This window comes from Rhodanobacter thiooxydans, from assembly GCF_030291135.1.
GTDB classification, from domain to species: Bacteria; Pseudomonadota; Gammaproteobacteria; order Xanthomonadales; family Rhodanobacteraceae; genus Rhodanobacter; species Rhodanobacter thiooxydans_A.
In genome coordinates, this window is the sequence record NZ_CP127409.1 from 1,790,214 (window position 1) to 1,807,631 (window position 17,418).

14 protein-coding genes and 2 pseudogenes are annotated in these 17,418 nt (G+C 64.1%); 7 read left to right on the top strand and 9 right to left on the bottom strand.

The window, feature by feature from the left end:
* Positions 1–13 precede the first annotated feature (13 nt).
* From merA to QQA13_RS08065, 5 genes are all read right to left on the bottom strand, one after another.
* Positions 14–1,735: a mercury(II) reductase gene (gene merA, locus QQA13_RS08045; protein WP_108473231.1), complete on the bottom strand. Its 1,722-nt coding sequence runs from the start codon at positions 1,733–1,735 to the stop codon at positions 14–16.
* 298 nt (positions 1,736–2,033) lie between these two features.
* Entirely contained in the window at positions 2,034–2,462 is a 429-nt protein-coding gene (gene merC, locus QQA13_RS08050) for an organomercurial transporter MerC (RefSeq protein WP_114342868.1), read from the bottom strand.
* Positions 2,463–2,481: 19 nt separating this feature from the next.
* The gene (gene merP / locus QQA13_RS08055) at positions 2,482–2,760 is read right to left on the bottom strand and encodes a mercury resistance system periplasmic binding protein MerP (protein ID WP_108473237.1); all 279 of its coding nucleotides are present in this window, start codon (positions 2,758–2,760) and stop codon (positions 2,482–2,484) included.
* A 19-nt stretch (positions 2,761–2,779) separates the two neighbouring features.
* Positions 2,780–3,142 carry a mercuric ion transporter MerT gene (gene merT, locus QQA13_RS08060; protein WP_108473238.1) on the bottom strand — a complete coding sequence of 121 codons (363 nt, stop codon included), beginning with the start codon at positions 3,140–3,142 and terminating at the stop codon, positions 2,780–2,782.
* Between the two features lie 78 nt (positions 3,143–3,220).
* The gene (locus QQA13_RS08065) at positions 3,221–3,832 is read right to left on the bottom strand and encodes a hypothetical protein (protein ID WP_223250837.1); all 612 of its coding nucleotides are present in this window, start codon (positions 3,830–3,832) and stop codon (positions 3,221–3,223) included.
* A 65-nt stretch (positions 3,833–3,897) separates the two neighbouring features.
* Between QQA13_RS08065 and merR the strand changes: the two genes are divergently transcribed.
* The 3 genes and pseudogenes from merR to QQA13_RS08080 all read left to right on the top strand — a co-directional run bounded on the left by merR (position 3,898) and on the right by QQA13_RS08080 (position 8,368).
* Complete coding sequence (merR, locus tag QQA13_RS08070; protein ID WP_108473240.1) at positions 3,898–4,305, top strand: Hg(II)-responsive transcriptional regulator; 408 nt, start codon at positions 3,898–3,900, stop codon at positions 4,303–4,305.
* 1 nt (position 4,306) lies between these two features.
* Positions 4,307–5,254: pseudogene (locus tag QQA13_RS08075) on the top strand (site-specific integrase); the annotation flags it as partial.
* A gap of 31 nt (positions 5,255–5,285) precedes the next feature.
* Positions 5,286–8,368, top strand: a pseudogene (locus tag QQA13_RS08080) (Tn3 family transposase).
* Positions 8,369–8,633: 265 nt separating this feature from the next.
* Here QQA13_RS08080 and QQA13_RS08085 read toward each other — a convergent pair.
* Together QQA13_RS08085 and QQA13_RS08090 are read right to left on the bottom strand one after the other, a co-directional pair.
* Positions 8,634–9,788, bottom strand: coding sequence for a PAS domain-containing protein (locus QQA13_RS08085; protein WP_159082240.1), 1,155 nt, complete (start codon positions 9,786–9,788; stop codon positions 8,634–8,636).
* Positions 9,789–9,917: 129 nt separating this feature from the next.
* Positions 9,918–11,009 (bottom strand): hypothetical protein, encoded by a 1,092-nt coding sequence (locus tag QQA13_RS08090; protein ID WP_234411409.1) that lies wholly within the window; start codon positions 11,007–11,009, stop codon positions 9,918–9,920.
* 287 nt (positions 11,010–11,296) lie between these two features.
* On the opposite strand from QQA13_RS08090, the gene QQA13_RS08095 reads away from it, so the two are divergent.
* The 3 genes from QQA13_RS08095 (at position 11,297) to QQA13_RS08105 (ending at position 13,683) form a co-directional block, all read left to right on the top strand.
* Positions 11,297–11,854, top strand: coding sequence for a cold shock domain-containing protein (locus tag QQA13_RS08095; RefSeq protein ID WP_108473245.1), 558 nt, complete (start codon positions 11,297–11,299; stop codon positions 11,852–11,854).
* A gap of 296 nt (positions 11,855–12,150) precedes the next feature.
* Positions 12,151–12,492, top strand: a complete 342-nt coding sequence (locus tag QQA13_RS08100) for a hypothetical protein (RefSeq protein WP_286041905.1) — start codon at positions 12,151–12,153, stop codon at positions 12,490–12,492.
* A gap of 168 nt (positions 12,493–12,660) precedes the next feature.
* Positions 12,661–13,683, top strand: coding sequence for a transporter (locus QQA13_RS08105; protein WP_108472896.1), 1,023 nt, complete (start codon positions 12,661–12,663; stop codon positions 13,681–13,683).
* A 29-nt stretch (positions 13,684–13,712) separates the two neighbouring features.
* Here the strand turns inward: QQA13_RS08105 and QQA13_RS08110 are convergent, their stop codons facing one another.
* Positions 13,713–14,783: a hypothetical protein gene (locus tag QQA13_RS08110; RefSeq protein ID WP_234411386.1), complete on the bottom strand. Its 1,071-nt coding sequence runs from the start codon at positions 14,781–14,783 to the stop codon at positions 13,713–13,715.
* Positions 14,784–15,089: 306 nt separating this feature from the next.
* Between QQA13_RS08110 and QQA13_RS08115 the strand changes: the two genes are divergently transcribed.
* On the top strand, positions 15,090–16,655 hold the full coding sequence (locus QQA13_RS08115) for an SDR family NAD(P)-dependent oxidoreductase (protein WP_199909878.1): 1,566 nt from the start codon (positions 15,090–15,092) through the stop codon (positions 16,653–16,655).
* 172 nt (positions 16,656–16,827) lie between these two features.
* Here the strand turns inward: QQA13_RS08115 and QQA13_RS08120 are convergent, their stop codons facing one another.
* Complete coding sequence (locus QQA13_RS08120; RefSeq protein ID WP_108472822.1) at positions 16,828–17,217, bottom strand: carboxypeptidase-like regulatory domain-containing protein; 390 nt, start codon at positions 17,215–17,217, stop codon at positions 16,828–16,830.
* Between the last annotated feature and the right edge of the window lie 201 nt (positions 17,218–17,418).

Consider the following 17,418-nt stretch of genomic DNA (forward strand, 5'->3'; position numbering starts at 1 on the left):
GGGCGCCTCGCTTTTATCCCGCGCAACACGAAAGTTGCTTCACATCCTTGGTGAAGGTTTGCGCCGCCAGCTTCAGGCCCTCGACCATCGTCAGGTACGGGAACAACTGGTCGGCGAGCTCCTGCACCGTCATGCGTGCCCGGATGGCCAGTGCGGCGGCTTGGATGATCTCGCCCGCTTCGGGCGTGACCGCCTGCACACCAATGAGCCGGCCGCTGCCGGCCTCGGCGACCAGTTTGATAAACCCGTGGGTGTCGAAGTTGACCAGCGCCCGCGGCACGTTATCCAGCGCAAGCGTGCGGCTATCGGTCTCGATGCCTTTCAGGTGCGCCTCCGCTTCGCTGTAGCCCACGGTCGCCACTTGGGGCTCGGTGAACACCACCGCCGGCATGGTCGTGAGATCCAGGGTCGCTTCACCACCGGTCATATTGATGGCCGCGCGCGTGCCGGCGGCCGCCGCCACGTAGACGAACTGCGGCTGGTCGGTGCAATCGCCAGCGGCGTAGATGTGCGACACATGGGTGCGCATCCCGCGGTCGATCACGATGGCGTTCTGTGCATTGACCGTAATGCCCGCCGTCTCCAGCGCGAGGCCGCGCGTATTGGCAGTGCGGCCGGTAGCGACGAGCAGTTGATCGGTACGCACTTCGCCATACCCGGTGGTGAGCACGAATTCCCCGTTCGCATAGGCGACCCGGCTCGCTTGCGTGTGCTCCAAGACCTCGATGCCTTCGGCGCGGAACGCAGTCGTGATGGCCTCACCAATGGCCGGATCTTCACGAAAAAACAGCGTGCTGCGCGCCAGGATCGTCACGTGGCTGCCCAGCCGAGCAAACTCCTGCGCCAGTTCCACCGCAACCACCGACGAGCCGATGACGGCAAGCCGTGGCGGAATGGCGCCGCTCACCAGTGCCTGGGTGGACGTCCAGTAGGGCGTTTCCTTCAAGCCCGGGATGGGCGGAACCGCCGCGCTGGCACCGGTGGCGATCAGGCAGCGATCGAAGGACACCTCCGATTCATCCCCCGCCGTCGACTTGACGACCAGAGTGTGTGCGTTCTTGAAACGCGCTTCGCCACGCAGCAGCTTAATGTTGGGGCTGGTGTCGAGAATGCCCTCGTACTTGGCGTGACGCAGTTCGTCGACACGACCTTGCTGTTGGGCGAGCAGTCGGTCACGCCGAACCACCGGCGCCGTACTGGAGATGCCGTCATCGAACGGACTGGTCCGGCGCAGGTGCGCCACGTGCGCGGCACGGATCATGATCTTTGAGGGCACGCAACCGACATTGACGCAGGTGCCGCCGATGGTGCCGCGCTCGATGATCGTCACGTGAGCGCCGAGTTCCGCGGCCTTCAGTGCCGAAGCCATGGCGGCGCCGCCGGTGCCGATGACAGCGACACGCAGACGCAGCTCTGCATTGGTGGGCTTGGTGCCGACATCGCCGCGGGGCTTGAACAGACCGCCCAACGAGTCCAGCGCCTGGTTGAGCCTGGACGGCTTGGCCGCGGGTGTGTCGGCGTGCGATGACGGAGCTGCGGCGACACGGTAGTTTTTCGGCAAGGTCGCGTTGAGTTGATCCAGACTCAAGGGCTGGATGCTGCGGATGTGCGCCACGCTTTGTGGGTAGGCGACGTCAACCGCGACGATGTCAGTGAGCGTCTTGAGCGCTTTTTCGACATGCCGAGCACAATCCGCGCACGTCATGCCGGTCACGGAGAGGGTTTGTTCGTTCATGATGTTCCTGACAAATGAGGACATGCCGTCGCTAGGGTTTCGAGCAGAGCGCACACCGTAAAGTCGCGCCGCAAGACATACGGTCACGACACTGCCCCGATCAGCAGCAATAGGGCACCACGACGATCAACAGAAGCACGATGCCGATGACGATCGCCGCTGTGATGAGGTCGGTTTTCTTGGCCATCAGCCACGCTTTCATGTTTTCTTTCTCCGACGCTATGCCGTGGATCGCTGATCACTGGCTATTCGCTGGCCGCGATCCAGGATCACGGTTAGCGGGAGACGTACCGACCACTCAACAACAGGTCGGGCCTTGGTTCGCTCCGCCGTGAACTTTTCCCGGCGGGGATACCAAATCCCAGATCGATACCACGACCATCAACACCAGACCGGGATAGAGCAACCACGCCGTGGGCATCCCCATGGTGCTCATGAGCAAGGCGGCCGCCAGCACCAGGACGGGACCAATCATGCCAAGGACCATCCGCGGCCACTGCCGATGACGAAGTCCGCCGATCAGGTTGGCCAGCAAGGCGATGACGGCGAACAGTGGCAGCAGGTAACGGATGAACACGCCCTCGTACTGGCTCAAAAAGCCCAGCCCGATGGCGGCACCCAGGCTGGCGAGGGCGGGAAAGCACGCCGCGCAGCCCATCGCCGTGACGATGGCACCGATCACGCCGGCTTTGTCGGCCGTGCGCGTCAGAGGATTACGGATGGGCATAGGAATAACCTCGAAAGCTTCAGTTCTTGACGGTGGCGGGGTAGCCCGCATCGGTCGTGGCACTGACGAGTGCCTGGGTACTGGTCTTGGCATCATCGAAGGTCACGACGGCTTCCTTCTTGTCGAACAGGATCTCGGTCTTTTCGACACCGGGAACCTTGGACAGCGCTTTCTTGACGGTGATGGGACACGCGGCACACGTCATACCGGACACCGACAGGGTGGCGGTCTTCGTGGCCGCCCAGGCAGGTGCAGTGAAGGCGGTGGCAAGGGCGATGAGGGCGATGAGTTTGTTCATGGATGGATCCTCCAGCGGGTCAGTAAAACAACGGGGCGAGATAGGGAAAGGTCAGTGCCAGTAACACCAAGGCTGCGACGATCCAGAACAACACTTTGTAGGCCGTCTTGACGTGCGGCACGGCGCAGACGTCACCGGGCGCGCAGGCCGTGGCGGGCCGGTAGATGCGACGCCAAGCGAAGACCATCGCGATCAGCGCCGCACCGATAAAGAGCGGCCGGTACGGTTCGAGCGCCGTCAGGTTGCCGATCCAGGCGCCACTGAACCCGAGGGTGATCAGCACCAGTGGGCCGAGGCAGCAGGTCGACGCTAGGAGCGCGGCGATCCCGCCGGCCAGAAGCGCGCCAGAACCGGCCTTCTTGGAGTCTTGGGTGTTTTCCATGGATGCGGTACCGATGGCTGAAGAATCGACACGTGCACTGTATTCACGTACATAGGTACAGAGTCAAGCGTGTGGATGTCAGGGGCCTCGGGATACGTCAACCTGCGCCGCCGGCAAGAGCGCTGCGGGCGTCAACCACGCATCGAGCTGCGGCAGCGCATTCGGTCCAAGATGGTGCTGGAATGTGTTTCCCGCCACCACAAGCAGCCGGGCAAGCCGGCCTTCAATGGTCATGGTCTCGTCCGATACAAGAACCTCTTGCAGCGCACACGCGAGATCGCATTGCAGCGCAGCCCCATCGGGCAGCGGAACGCGTGCGTGCGACAGCCGCTGGAGGAGACGGGCAGCGATGGTGTGCGCCTCTTCCTGACTGAGCTGATCGACCGTCTCGCGCTGGTACCAGTACGAAGGATTCGGAAAAGTGGCAAGCAACGTCGCCGCCGAGGGGTCAGCCACCAACGCAACCTTGCTGTCGCCGCCGAGGGCAGCACGCAGGAGGCCGACCTGCCGACCGACCTCAAGCTCACGCAACCACTCGATCGCGATCACGCCGCCGTGATGGTGCAACCAGGCCCGTGCAATATCGGGGTGATCGCCCAATTGGGTCAGTACGGGTTTGGCGAGACACCCGCAACCGATCTGCGGCACCGCCTCGCACACCAGCGGTACAGCGTAGAGACCAACGGCCATGGGCTTCTCCAAAGGGATGAACCGGGCGTAAGCTACTTCCGTAGTCATATACGGAGTCAACCGGTATGGGAAGCCATTCGGAGCAAGTGACCATTGGCGCATTTGCCAAAGCCGCCGGGGTCAACCTGGAAACCATTCGATTCTACCAACGCAAGGGCCTGCTCCCGGAACCGGATAAACCGTATGGCAGCATTCGTCGCTACGGTGGTGTGGATATCGCTCGGGTGAAATTCATCAAATCAGCCCAGCGGCTGGGTTTCAGCCTCGACGAAATCGCGCAGCTGCTCACGTTGGAGGATGGCACCCATTGCAGCGAGGCGGCGGAGTTCGCCGCGCGGCATCTGGTCGACGTGCGCGCGCGCCTGAAAGACCTCAAGCGCATGGAGACGGTCCTGTCCCGTCTGGTGGCTCAGTGCGATTCGCATCGCGGCACGATTGCCTGTCCCCTGATTGCCTCACTGCACAGTGGCTGAGATGAGTGCTTCTCCGCCACCTCCGTCGATCGATCGGTACCTCGCCGCCGCCACGCGCGCCAATACCCGGCGCAGCTATGCGTCGGCGGTGCGTCATTTCGAAATTACCTGGGGTGGTCACTTGCCGGCCACGGCTGACAGCGTGGCGCGCTATCTGGCCGCCTATGCCGGCACGCTGTCGATCAATACGCTCAAACAGCGCCTCGCTGCGCTTGCGCAATGGCACACGGCGCAGGGCTTTGTCGATCCGACCGGCGCACCCGTCGTCAAACAGGTGCTCAAGGGAATCCAGGCCCTGCATCCAGCGATGGAAAAGCGGGCCGAGCCGTTGCAACTGACCCAACTGGCCAAGGTTGTCGATTGGCTCGACCTAGTCATCGAAGGTGCGCTTGAACGGAGCGATGGAATCGCAGCTCTTCGCTATCGGCGCGACCGCGCCCTGATTCTGCTCGGCTTCTGGCGAGGCTTTCGCAGCGACGAGCTGATTGGCCTGCAGGTCGAGCATCTTCAGCTCGTGCCGGGTCAGGGGATGACCTGCTTCCTTCCACGCACGAAGGGCGATCGCCAGCACGCGGGCACCATGTTTCGCGTTCCGGCGCTGTCGCGCTGGTGCCCAGTCACGGCCACGATGGAGTGGATCGCCGCCGCGCAGCTTACCCATGGACCGTTATTTCGCCAGGTCGATCGTTGGGGGCACGTGCCGGAGCGCCCGCTGCACGCCAATAGCATCATTCCCCTATTGCGCCGCTTGTTCACCCTGGCCGGCCTGTCCACCCCGGATCTCTACAGCGGTCACTCGCTGCGCCGGGGCTTCGCCGGCTGGGCCAACACCAACGGCTGGGATGTGAAAGCGTTGATGGAATACGTCGGCTGGAAAGACGTGCATTCGGCCATGCGCTACCTCGATGGAAACGACCCGTTTGCGCAAGCTCGCATCGAACGCGGATTAGCCGATGGGGCTACCTTGCACGTGGGGCACGATGACGGCTAACCCACACCGCCTGGCCATCCTCACCGGCGAAGAAATCGATGACCTGTACGGCTTGCCACGTTTCACAGAAGACGAACGGTTGCTGTACTTCGACCTGAGTGCCGACGAGCACGCGGCGGTAGCAGCGCGTCGGGGGACGACTGGCGTGTATCTGGTGCTGCAGCTGGGTTATTTCAAAGCCAAGCGGCAGTTCTTCGACGTCGAACCGGAAGCCGTTCGCGAGGATGTGAATCACATCCTCGCGCGGCATTTCCCGGATATTCCCTGGAAGGCCATTCGGTCCCCCACGCAACCGACGCGTGCTGCCCTGCAGAAGCTCGTTCTGCAGCTACTCGATGTTCGCCCGTGGAATCGTTCCGCACGGGCAGCACTGGTTGAGCGCATCCAGCATATCGCCATGCGCTCGACTCAACCGCGCTACCTGCTGCGCGAAGCGCTCCATTACGTGGAGCGAGAGCGCCTCGTCACACCAGCGTACAGCACGTTCCAAGACATCATCGGTTTGGTGGTCACCAACGAGCGCACGCGGTTGGCGGGTTTGCTGGAACAGGCGCTGACGCCCGACATGCGCAGCCAGCTCGACGCCTTGCTGCAAGCCGATGAATCCATGTATCGAATCAGCACGCTCAAACACGAGCCGAACGATTTCAGTTACAAGGCGCTGAAGCAAGAAGTTGAACGACGCCAGCTCTTCCAACCGCTGCATGCGTTCGCGCAGCAATTTTTGGCAGCGGCAGGTATCTCGCAGGAAAGTGGCAAATATTTCGCTTCCCTGGTGATGTACTACACCGTCTACAAGTTGCAGCGCATGGCGCCGGCAACCACACGGCTATACCTGCTGTGTTTCGCCTACCATCGCTATCGGCAGATCAACGACCATTTGATCGAAGCGTTCATGGTTCGCGTGGAGGGTTACGGCAAACAAGCCAAGCTGGCCAGTGAAGAGGCGATGCGGCAAGCACTGACCGACGCGAGTGAGCATCTGCAGGCCGCCGGTGAGGTACTTCACCTGTTTGTCGACGACACCATTCCTGACGATGCTGCGTTCGCGACGGTGAAAGCCAAAGCGTTTAGCTACCTCGGTCCCGAACGCATTCCGCTGGTGGCCGACTACATGCGCAACATCGCCTTCGACAAGGTCGGTTTCCAGTGGGCGTACTACACCACGCTCTCTGCGACCTTCAAGCGAAACCTGCGTCACCTATTCACCGATCTGGATTTCGCTGGCCGGGTCGAGCATGCGCCACTCATGGCGGCCGTCGACTTCCTGCAAGGCCATCTGCGGCTGGGACATACCCCACGACAGATCGACCCGACCACGTTTCCGGTCGACCTCATCCCCAAGCGGTTGCGTGGCTATCTGTTCACCACTGCCGAAGAGAAAGGGCGAGCCAAGCGGCTCGACGTCGATCGGTACGAATTTCTAGTCTATCGCTTGTTGTGCGACGCGATGGAGGCCGGTGATGTATTCGTCAAGGACAGCAACGAATACCGGCGCTTCGAGGATGATCTGATCAGTGATGAGCGCTGGGTCGACAAAGAGGCGGTACTGCGCGACCTGGATGCCCCGATCCTGCAGGCTCCTATTGAGGACACCTTGGCCGCGCTACGCACTCAGCTGGACGCGAAGTTTCAAACGGTGAACGCCCACATCGCCGATGGCGACAACGCACACATCACGGTGCGCGGCAAGGGCGACAAACGACGCTGGAATCTGATCTATCCTGCTCTGGACGAGTCCCTCAATAGCCCGTTCTATGCGCAAATTCCGGGCATTGGCATTGCCGATCTGTTGTGGTTTGTAGCCGGGAACACGGGGTTTCTGGGAGCGTTCACGCATGTGCTGGAACGCTACGTCAAACAGCCACCAGACCCCCGCGAGATTCTCGCCTGCATCGTCGCCATGGGTACCAACATGGGATTGTGGAAGATGGCCGAAGTCTCCGGTCTCAGCCACGCCTCCTTGTTGGCCACCGCCCGCAGCTTCCTGCGGCAGGAAACCATACGCGGCGCCAACGACGCCATCAGCAATGCCACAGCACAGTTGTCGGCGTTCCATCTTTTCAATATTGGCAACCATTTGCATTCGAGCAGCGACGGTCAGAGGATCGAAACCCAGATCGACACGATCAACGCGCGGCACTCACCGAAGTACTTCGGCATGAAAAAAGGTGTCAGTGTTTGCACGGTGGTGGCCAACCATGTACCGATCAACGGGCAGGTCATCGGTGCCCACGAGCACGAGAGTCATTACGTGTTCGACCTGTTGTTCAACAATACCTCCGAGATCAAGCCCGAACAGCATTCGACCGATACTCACGGCACCAATCAGGTCAACTTCTGGGCGCTGCATGCGTACGGCTACCGTTTCGCGCCGCGCTACCGCGACCTGCGTCGCAAAGTCGATTCCCTGGTCAGCTTTAAGTCGCCGAATCAGTACGACAAATTTCTCATCAAGCCGTCGCGCAAGGTCAAGGAAGCCCTGATCGTGGCCGAATGGCCGAACATCCAACGCATCATGGCCTCGTTGGGTCAGAAGGATGTGACCCAGGCCACGATCATCCGAAAGCTGAGCAGCTACGCCCGGCAGAACCAGACCAAGAAGGCCCTGTGGGAACTGGACAACATCTACCGGACGCTCTACATCCTCGATTTCATCGACGATGTCGGCTTGCGTCAGAGCGTGCAGAAGGCTCTCAATCGAGGGGAGGCCTACCATCGCTTCCGCCGCGCGATCGCCTACGTCAACAGCGGGAAATTTCGCGTGCAAACCGAAGCAGAGCAGCAGATCTGGAACGACTGCTCGCGCCTGATAGCCAACGCGATCATTTACTACAACACTGCCTTGCTGTCTCGCATTTATGACCAAAAGCTCGCTGCGGGAGACGAGGCCGCCATCGAAATACTCAGAGGCATGTCACCGGTGGCTTGGCAGAACATCAATTTGTTCGGCACCTTCGAGTTCAGTCCTGGCGAGACGAGGGTTGACCTCGATGCGTTAGCCGCGCGCTTGGTGGACTTGGTCAACTGGAACCAGTCGATAGATGACCTCATGATCCCGGAATAGGCTAGAATTGATCGTCAACATATTGATGTGAAAGCTATTTTATACTATCGGGGGATGGGCACAAATAGCCACATACCAGCCTACATCCGTCGCGATATCGAAGGAGTTGCCCGGCACCGCGCGCAAGGTTCACAGGCTTGCGGATGGAAGTTTTTATCTTGCTCTCGAACATCGCAACGCCAAAGCCGCGATATCAGCGCGTTGCAGGCCGGCTCAAACTTGCAACGGCGGAGGCTTCAACCCCGACCGCGTCGAAAAACGCCGGTCGCCCTACTCCGCCGGCCACTGCACGTGATCCATCCAGCCGTGTTCCTTCTCGAACACCTGCTCGATCTCGCGCGCGATGCGGTCGCCGATGGGCGTGACCGGTTTTTCGGCGGCGAAGCGGCTGACCTGCGAGCTCGACTTGCCCAGCATCTCGGCCAGTACCACCATGCCGCCGGAACGCCGGCCCTGGCGCTCGGCCTCCTCGCCCAGCTGCGCCACCAGCAGGCGCACGTTGCGGTGGCGCACCTGCTTGATGTCCATCTGCTCGACCAGCCGGCGCCAGCGACGCTCGCTTTCCACCAGCGCCTGTTCGGTATGCCGGCGTTCGGTCACGTCCGCGGCGATACCGACGAAGCGCGGCGCCGACCCGGCCACGGTGATCGCCCTGCCGCGCACGGCGATCCAGCGGATCTCCCCGCTGCGCGGATCCACCCGCCGGTATTCCCGGTAGGCCAGCCGATGGGTGGATTCCATTTCACTGGCGATCGAACTGTGCCGGTCGTCCGGGTGGACCAGGCTGTTCATCAGCGCGGCCGTGACCGGCACCTCGTCGTCCAGCCTCCAGATGCGGCGGAAAGCGCCGGAAACCTCGAACCGGCCGCTCTGCGGATACAACTCGAAAATGCCCACGCCGCCGGCCTCCTGGGCGATCGACAGCCGTTGCGCGGACTGGAACCGTTCGGTGGTGTCCTTGACGATGGCCAGCACGCCGACCGGAAGGCCGGCCGCATCGACCACCGGGCTGTAGTCGATATCGACCCAGCGATCCTGCGGCCGGCCAGTCTGCCACAGCACCAGATGCTCATTGCGGTAGGCGAGCGTGTGGCCATCGAGCACCTGCTGCACCGCATGCTGGCGGAACTCAGCCAACTCCGACCAGCTGTCGCGAATGGTCCTGCCCAGCAACTGTGGATGGCGTGATCCGGCCAGCACGGCGTAGGCATCGTTGTAGATCATCCAGCCTTCCCGCCCCCACTGCAGCGTCATCGGCACCGCCGAACGCAGCATCAACGCCACCACCGCGCGCAGGTGCTCCGGCCACTGCTGCAACTCGCCCAGTCCCGTGCCGCGCCAGTCGAAGGCGCGGATCAGTCCGGCCAGTTCGGAGCCATCGGGAAGAAAGGCCAGCGTGCCGGATCCGGTTGTTGGTTCAGTCATGCAGGCCAGCCGTGGGAGTGGCGATTGGTGCGGGGCGCGAACCATACCCTGATTCACGTGATGACTGCAGCGAAATGGCCCGGCGCCATCCAGCGCCGGGCAATCACTCACCAGCCGACGTAGGCCGGTTCACCCTTTCTTCTGTGACGCCGGTCTCGCCGGCCACGGCGCGGCGCGCCAGCAGGCGTTGTAGAAATCCTTGATGGCGTGTCGGGCGGGATAGAGCATGAAGGTGGTGCCGTAGCGGAAGGCGCTGCGCCGGCCGCCGACCCAGGCGCCGATGGACATGGACGAAAGCAGTCGCCCCAGCTCGGTGGGCGGCCAGGGCCGGCTGATCACCACGGCATCATCGACGACGCGCGCGGCACCACGCGGCGCGGCCAGCACTTCCTGGCGGTCGACCTCGAAATACGATCGCGTTTCGTGCGCCACGATCTGCCTGGCGCGGGTCGCCCCCACCAGATCGTACGCAGTCAGCGTCACGCTGCCCGGCCGGCATTGCAGGACGAGCCGATGGTTGCCGTGGCGATTTTCCTGATGGAGTTCCAGGAAAGGCGCCGGCGGCAGCAGCCAGCTTTTCGTCGTCAAGGGAAGCCGGCCATTGTTGGCGAGGCCGGCGCGGGTCATCTGATCCGCGGTCAGCCAGATCGGCGCGTCGGCGGGTGACGGCGGCAGCGGCGCGAGCGCATCGAGGTCGATGCCCATGTCCTTCAGGTACGCATCCGCCTCGCCACCCGCCGGCTGGCTCGGTGCATTGCTTGCGGAGCGGGGGCGGACCAGGCCGATGCGGTCGCTGCCAGTGGGTGCCCACCGGTAAAGGCCGCCGAAGTAGGCATAGGCACAGGCACCACTGCAGACGGCCGCTTTCACGCCACGATACCCACCCCGGCGCTTGCGCAACGGCGTACCGAGATGCGTCGTCATCGAGCCGGCGCGGAACAGCCGTCCCAGCGCCATGCCGGCAGCCGGCTCGCCCTGCGAGGAATTCAGGTAGATGTCGGACCCGGGCGGAATCTTCCCCGACTTCAGCAACGCCTCGAACCGCTGCGGCGCGTCGGCGTCGATCACGCCATACAGGTGGACCTGCGGCGCCCCGGCTATCGCCACCGTCATGCGGTCGTCCTTGACCTGGATGGCCATACGCGGCGGGGTGGCGTCCCCGTCGCTGCGCACCATGGCGCCATCGGCATGCGCCGCGCCGGCGCAAGCGAGCAGCCACAAGCCACAAAATGCGGCGTGCGAAAGCGATCTGCTACCGCGCGCGGTGTTTTTGGATTTGCCGTATCGCACTACTGCTCCCGCCGTTCAGACCATGAAGTGTCGAAGCCGCAGGATGTCCTGCAGGTGAACGCGAGATCGTGCCACGGGAAACCTGATGAATACGCGCAGCGGCTGGCCGGCGCGTACAGGTCGTGAAATGGCGCGGCCAGCTTGACGGTGCCAAGCTGGAGCCGGAACATCCGCTGGCAACGGTTTGCCACGAACCACACGGCCAGGAAGCTCCATTCATGCGCACCCATGGCACGCTGACCCAATGGAATGACGATCGCGGATTCGGCTTCATCGAGCCGACAGTGGGCACCGGGGAAATTTTCGTGCACATCTCCGCCTTCCCGCGGGACGGTATCCGCCCCCGCATCGGCGAACTCGTCTCCTTCGAGATCGAGCTGCGCAGCGACGGCAAGAAACGCGCGCTACGCATCATGCGTCCCGGCAGCACCGCCACACCGCGTCGCGCACGCCGCACGAAACCGGCGGCAACCCGCCAGGGTCCGTTTGCCGCCATCGCCGGCTTGCTGATGCTGGCTGCCATTGGCTGGTACGGCTACTCGCGGCTCGCAACGGACCGCACCCAACCACCTGCTCCGGCAGCGCATGCGATCCAGGCACTGCCTGCCACGCCCGCGCCAACCTTTACCTGCGACGGTCGCACCCGGTGTTCCCAGATGACCTCATGCGCCGAGGCTACCTTTTTCCTCAAGCAGTGCCCCGGCACACAGATGGACGGCGACGGCGATGGGAAGCCTTGCGAAAGTCAATGGTGCGACGGTAGTTGGGCTGATTGACGAACGCTACGGGATCACGCCACGACCGTCGGGTTAAGCAACTCTGATCCGGACGCACTCGGGTCGCAGCCACTTATCCCCCACCCCTGCCGCTGAAACATCGCCCGCTCCTTCCGTGGCTTCTTGCGCGAGGTGCAGCACGCCATCGTCGAGTGTTTTTGCTCCGGCGTCGGACGAAAGAATTTCGGCGTTACCCTTCCACACTCTGGCATCGGAGCAAAAAGCTCCGGTGCCCAGGCTTTTTGCTCGGGTGTTGATCAAAAAAACATCAATGTTGCCGTCCGCGACACTGCACGATGAGCAAAAAAGCATCACGCGTGGAGCCTGCAGCTTCAGCAGCGGAGCAAAAAGCTCCGACGCTGGAGCTTTTTGCTCCGCTGCTGGAAAAAAAAGCATCAACGCTGCAGATCGGCCGCTTCACCGACGGGCAAAAAAGCCTCACGTGTCGAGTTCTGAACTCCGGCATCGAGGAAAAAGCTCGACCGTCAAAGCTCGCCGCCGGGCGTGCGGAGCAAAAGACCTCGCCGGCGAGGCTCGGGGTACCAGCGTCGGAGCGGTTTGCTCGCGGATGGCCTGTGCCGGGCCGCGCCGAGGGTTTTGGCGACCTGTCCTCGAGACGCAAGAAACGGAGTGCGTGACCGGCGCGAAAAGCCGATCCTGATGCCCCCCGATGCTGCCGGCACGCCTTCCGGCACAGGCGCCGGACGCCGCAATGGCGTGTGATGCGCAGCCGGCATGTAACTCCGCGAAAAACGCGGACGATGGCCGGCGCCGAACCGTTTTCGGACCACGACGCGAGACCGCCCATGACGACGCACCCGGCAGCCACTCCGACTCCGCACCAGCGCCGCCTGCGCCGGCTGGCATGGAGTCTGTCCTGCGCTGCCCTATTGCCGCTCGCTGCACGGGCGCAGGACACGCCACCCCCTGCTGCCATCGTGCCGCTGCCCGCAACGCCGGTACCGCGCCAGTCACAGGACGATGCCTGGTGGACCGGGCCGATGCTGGCGAACTCCGCCGCGACCCTGCCGCGCGGCCACGTGCTGGTCGAGCCTTACATCTACGACGTTTCCTCGCCGCATGCCGACGGCTACGGTTCGCTCACCTACCTGCTCTACGGCCTCACCGACCGGCTGACGGTCGGCCTGGTGCCAGTGCTGGGATATAACCGCGTGGACGGTCCCGGCGGCAGCAGCGGTCTCGGGCTGGGCGATGTCAGCGTGCAGGCGCAGTACCGGCTGACCGAGGTGCCGGCAGGCAGTTCGCGTCCCACGGTCTCGCTGCTGTTGCAGGAAACCCTGCCGAGCGGCAAGTACGACCGGCTGGGCCGGCGCCCCGGCAACGGCCTGGGCAGCGGCGCGACCACCACCACGCTGCAGGTCAACACGCAAACGTATTTCTGGCTGACCAATGGCCGCATCCTGCGCATGCGCTTCAACGTGGCGCAGTCATTCTCCACGCGGGCGCGGGTCGAGGACATCAGCGTCTATGGCACCCCGGATGGCTTTCGCGGGCATGCCCGGCCGGGCCGTTCGTTCTACGTCGATGCGGCGTGGGAATACAGCCTGAGCCAGCGCTGGGTGCTGGCGCTGGACGTCACCTACCGGCGCAGCCACGGCGCCCACGTGCGCGGCTATGGCGTGGACGATGCGCAGTCATCCCCGCTACGCCTGGACGGCCGTTCCAGCGAGGCGTTCGGCTTCGCCCCGGCGGTCGAATACAGCGGGAGCCCCCGCCTCGGCGTGCTGTTCGGCACCCGCGTGATCACCGGCGGGCACAACACTGCGACCACGATCACGCCGGCGCTGGCGATCAACTACGTGCATTGAGGTCGCAGGAGAACCGGGCGGTTTGCCGCTCAGCCGAACAACACGCCGCCCGGTACCGTCGGCGTGCTGCGGACACCGGGGCGCTGGCCGTCCACGAAGGTGTGCAGGCGGCCGCCGACCACGGCAATCATCGGGCGTCCCGACAGGCGCATCGCGGGGAGCGCCGTCGGCGACATGGCGAGGCCGATCTGGTGCTCGGCCCGCATTCGTGCGGTCTTGGCAGCGAACCAGGCTTTCGGGCCGGCCAGCAAGGTGCCCGAGGTGGACTCCGCCTGGCGCGAGTTCTCGATGGTCTGGCGCAGGTGGGCGAGGTGGTGTTCGTTGAAGGCCTCGCTCAAGGCTGCGGACTTGAACGGCGACGCGACGTATTCGTCCAGCAGGCCGCCCAGCGCGGCAACCACGCGCAGCGCGATCCGGCGGTTCGCGTGTTCCACGTGCGAGGCGCCGGTCGATGCCTGCCAGATGCCGTCGAGGGCATCGGCCAGGGCACGGCATTCCACCTGGTTGAGCGGGCGTCGTGCCAGCGGGGTGTGACGGCGGTCGATCAGCCATGCCTGGTCGATGGCCGGCAGTGCGTGCGAGCGACGCGCGACGCGGGCCCGCGCTTCCTTCATCGACAGGTTGTCGTCGGCGGCCAGCCGCAGCGAGAGCGCCTCCCGGGTCAGCGGCTGCACCCGCGCCGTGCCGTCCGCGCGATACCAGCGGCGGTATTCCAGCGTGGCCGGATGGAACATGCTTCGCGATGGCCGCAGCGTGACGCGCGCCTCGGCGGTGTAATCGAGCGAAGGGGCCATGGCCCGCAGGCCGGCGGCGCGGGCGGCCAGCACCCGGCCAAGCAGGATTTCAGCGACGACCAGGTGCTGGTGGTAGGCGGCCTGACGGTCGTGCTCGGCTCGCGGGAAGTAGACGAAACAGATGCGGGTCCTGTGGCCGGCGTTGCCAGGCCGGATGGCGGCTTTCGCGCCATGACAGCCCTGCCCGGCGATCCGGTGGCCGATCGGCAACGCGCGATGGGCCGTGGGCAGGTCGCCCAGCAGGGCATCGGCGGATGGAACAGGAACAGCGACAGACTTGGCCGTGGCGGCTTCTTTCACTTGCATGCTTGCGGCTATCGACACACTCACAAAACAACCTTCAATTGCTTGAGGACAGTTGCGACGCCCGACTCTGCCAGCGCTCGCCCTGCCCGGATACCACTCACACCGTCCCGCCTGGACGGCCACGGCGCCACTTTTGCATCACCCGTGCCATGAAAGTGTGCGCTGCCGCGCAATAATCGAACTCCGGGTCTGCTTGGAGCGGGCCGCACGCCAGGCACATCCGGGCGACATTTCCCGGGCCAGGCCGGAAAGCAGGCAAAATAGGCGGTTGGCGACACGCCTGCCCCGCTTCTTGCTCGACTACGGATGACTCTCTTGACCACCACGCCTGCCCCCACGCCCCTGCCCGACGACGCGGACGCCGCCCTGCTGGAACGCCTTCGTGCGGCGGCGGAGCTGCTGGAATCGGTGGCGGCCGACCGCCAGCTGCTGGACCGGTTGCCGGCAGGCGACCGCCAGCGCCTGCACCAGGCGGTGGCGCAGGTCTACCACCCCGACCCGGTGGCGCGGCGGATCAAGCTGAAGGCGGCCGAGAAGGCACGCCATGCCAGCAAGGTCGAGGCCGAGGAAACGGTGCTGAACCAGACCGGCATCCGCACGCTGCGGCGCAGGCCGGTGTTCACCACGCCGAACGTGTTCGTGCCGAAGGGGTTCCTGCCGCGCGACGTCGCGCCCGAGGACGACGCCGCACAGCCGCGCGAGTCGGTCGAACCAAAGCACTGCTACGTGTGCAAGCAGAAGTACACGGCCATCCACTTCTTCTACGACCAGCTGTGCCCGGATTGCGCCGCGTTCAACTATGCCAAGCGCGGCGAGCTGGCCGACCTGCGCGGCCGCGTGGCGCTGCTCACCGGCGGCCGCGTGAAGATCGGCTACCAGGCCGGGTTGAAGCTGCTGCGCGCCGGTGCCGAGCTGATCGTCACCACCCGCTTCCCGCGCGACTCGGCGGCACGCTACGCGGAAGAACCCGACTTTGCCGAGTGGGGCCACCGACTGCAGGTCTACGGCCTCGACCTGCGCCACACGCCCAGTGTCGAAGCATTCTGCCAGGAGCTGGTGGCCACCCGGCCGCGGCTGGACTTCATCATCAACAACGCCTGCCAGACCGTGCGTCGTCCACCGGAGTTCTACGCGCACATGATGGAAGGCGAGACCGCCGCGCTGCACGAGCTGCCCGAGCACGTGCGCCGGCTGGTCGGCCATTACGAAGGCCTGCGCGGCACGAACATCCTGCCCGAGGCCGGCACCGCGGCGAACTTGCCGGGTCTGACCCGCGCCGCCGAGCTGTCACAGCTGCCGCTGCTGCCGGAGGAACTGCTGGCGCAGAGCCACCTGTTCCCCGAAGGCCGGCTCGACCAGGACCTGCAGCAGGTCGACCTGCGCCAGCGCAACTCGTGGCGGCTGCTGATGGCCGAAGTGCCGTCGGTGGAATTGCTGGAGGTGCAGCTGGTCAACGCGATCGCGCCGTTCATCATCAACGCGCGGCTGAAGCCGCTGATGCTGCGCACGGGCGAGCGCGACAAGCACATCGTCAACGTGTCGGCGATGGAGGGCCAGTTCTACCGCAGCTTCAAGACCACCCGCCACCCGCACACCAACATGGCCAAGGCCGCGCTGAACATGATGACGCGCACCTCGGCCACCGATTACCACAACGACGGCATCCACATGAACAGCGTCGACACCGGCTGGGTGACCGACGAGGACCCCGCCGAACTGGCCGCGAAAAAGGTGCTGCAGGAACGCTTCCACCCGCCGCTGGACATCGTCGACGGCGCCGCGCGCATCGTCGACCCGATCATCCACGGCATCAACACCGGCGAGCACGTGTGGGGCCAGTTCCTGAAGGATTACCGGCCGACGGATTGGTGAGGCAGGCCGTTGCCGAAACGGCCGGACCGCACAGCAGGATGCCCGATGCTTTCGGCACCGGGCATCCTGTCACGGACGTGAACTTCAGCCTGCAGGATCGCAACCAGGCCGGATTTGCGTGGTTCCCCTGTGGATCCAGGAAAACCGGCGCCACTCCGGGCCTGTTCGCCGCTTACTCGTTGCCTGTGGATTGCGCGCAACCGCCCTGCGGGCAGGTGAAGTCGATATTGATGCCGCGACCCACCACCAGCTTGACGTTCGACCGCTGCTCGACGGCGTGCCCGTCCTTCTCCAGCGTTACCGTATACACGCCAACCGGCAGTGCACCGAGGGTGTAGCGGCCTTTGTCATCCACCTTGACGTGACGATTGAGCCCGTTCGTGGTGCTCTTCGCGGTGATGGTCTGGCCTGCCGGGGCCATGCCAAAGACATGCCCTGTAGTGGACTGCGCGTTGACCGCCACGGACCCGGCGCCGATGACGACCGCCAACACCAGGCTCCATGCCGGGAAACCGCGACGGCGCACGGAGCGAGGGTGCTCGATGTGCATGCTGTTGTTCATGTGACATCCTTATTTCTTGTAACGACCATGGGGATACGAGCCTGCAGAAATCATTTCCGGCAATCGGCTCATGGGGAGTAGCGGACGGCTTCATTCACCTGCCATGCGCGTAGCGAACCCGTGCAGGAGGCTTCATGTTTCCGTCCACAGCCATCCGGCAAATGACAGATGTCACATATGCCAGCTGGCGCACGCAGCCTA

Excerpts from the sequence above, each read along its gene's own strand:
- merC (WP_114342868.1), bottom strand. The coding sequence starts at position 2,462 with ATGCCCATCCGTAATCCTCTGACGCGCACGGCCGACAAAGCCGGCGTG.
- QQA13_RS08120 (WP_108472822.1), bottom strand. The coding sequence starts at position 17,217 with ATGAACAACAGCATGCACATCGAGCACCCTCGCTCCGTGCGCCGTCGC.
- QQA13_RS08065 (WP_223250837.1), bottom strand. The coding sequence starts at position 3,832 with ATGGCCGTTGGTCTCTACGCTGTACCGCTGGTGTGCGAGGCGGTGCCG.
- merR (WP_108473240.1), top strand. The coding sequence starts at position 3,898 with ATGGGAAGCCATTCGGAGCAAGTGACCATTGGCGCATTTGCCAAAGCC.
- merT (WP_108473238.1), bottom strand. The coding sequence starts at position 3,142 with ATGGAAAACACCCAAGACTCCAAGAAGGCCGGTTCTGGCGCGCTTCTG.
- merA (WP_108473231.1), bottom strand. The coding sequence starts at position 1,735 with ATGAACGAACAAACCCTCTCCGTGACCGGCATGACGTGCGCGGATTGT.
- QQA13_RS08095 (WP_108473245.1), top strand. The coding sequence starts at position 11,297 with ATGCGCACCCATGGCACGCTGACCCAATGGAATGACGATCGCGGATTC.
- merP (WP_108473237.1), bottom strand. The coding sequence starts at position 2,760 with ATGAACAAACTCATCGCCCTCATCGCCCTTGCCACCGCCTTCACTGCA.
- QQA13_RS08110 (WP_234411386.1), bottom strand. The coding sequence starts at position 14,783 with ATGCAAGTGAAAGAAGCCGCCACGGCCAAGTCTGTCGCTGTTCCTGTT.
- QQA13_RS08105 (WP_108472896.1), top strand. The coding sequence starts at position 12,661 with ATGACGACGCACCCGGCAGCCACTCCGACTCCGCACCAGCGCCGCCTG.
- QQA13_RS08085 (WP_159082240.1), bottom strand. The coding sequence starts at position 9,788 with ATGACTGAACCAACAACCGGATCCGGCACGCTGGCCTTTCTTCCCGAT.
- QQA13_RS08115 (WP_199909878.1), top strand. The coding sequence starts at position 15,090 with ATGACTCTCTTGACCACCACGCCTGCCCCCACGCCCCTGCCCGACGAC.
- QQA13_RS08100 (WP_286041905.1), top strand. The coding sequence starts at position 12,151 with ATGAGCAAAAAAGCATCACGCGTGGAGCCTGCAGCTTCAGCAGCGGAG.